Origin of the sequence: Mesorhizobium sp. M2A.F.Ca.ET.067.02.1.1 (assembly GCF_004023285.1) — a bacterium.
Taxonomy (GTDB): Bacteria; Pseudomonadota; Alphaproteobacteria; order Rhizobiales; family Rhizobiaceae; genus Mesorhizobium.
Genome location: NZ_RZSB01001333.1, coordinates 1 through 691, shown reverse-complemented (window position 1 = coordinate 691; position 691 = coordinate 1). Strand labels below are relative to the sequence as shown.

Annotated in this window: 1 protein-coding gene and 1 pseudogene; both read right to left on the bottom strand. The window is 63.4% G+C overall.

Annotated elements, in window-relative coordinates; translation table 11 throughout:
• A pseudogene (locus tag EOA28_RS39780) lies at positions 1 to 196 on the bottom strand (lipopolysaccharide biosynthesis protein); the annotation flags it as partial.
• Between the two features lie 115 nt (positions 197 to 311).
• A partial coding sequence (locus EOA28_RS37655; RefSeq protein WP_148671206.1) for an FCD domain-containing protein occupies positions 312 to 691 on the bottom strand: 380 nt, incomplete at its 5' end.

Sequence of the window (691 nt, the reverse complement as noted above, 5' to 3'; positions counted from 1 at the left end):
CGTCTGGACTGGGCGCGAACGGCTGTTCCAGCTTGTTATAATAGTTCAGACGCGCTCGAACGGTCTTGCCTGAAAGCCTGGCCTGATCGAGCCGGCTGGCCAGGCGGTCGCGGAACAGGGACTGCGGTGCGCGGTCACGCGCGAAATTACGCGCATAGTAGAACAGCTTTGCGGCGGTTCGAGCGAGTGTGGCCATGCGTCCGCGAGTTCAGCAAGATGGTCAATGGTAGTCAGCCTTCATCCCCCTCGTCTCCTACAGCATTCTCCCGGCCATGTTGCAAGCCTGCTAATGCGAATGGCCACATGAGACTTTACGCTGCGACGACCGCGAACCCTCTTGCGCGCAGACCGCGCCGATCGTCATGCAGCGAGGTGACCAGCCGATCGCGGCTGCCGGCGATGTGAGCGGAAAGCAGCTGAGCCGCTTGCTCGGCGTCGCCTATCCTGACGGCGGCGAGAATGGCGTGGTGTTCGGCCCAGGCGCGGCCGAGCGCCTTTTCATCTCGCACTTCCAGCCAGCGCGCTCGCGACAGCCTCGTCATCGCATCGCGCACCGCCCTCAACAGGAACTCGTTGCCGGAAAGCCTTGCCAGCTCGATGTGGAAATCCAGGCCGACGCGATGCCACTCCTCGCGCGGCGTTTCCGCATCGCAGGAATCGAGCATCGCGGCGATCAACTCGATGCCGCCAC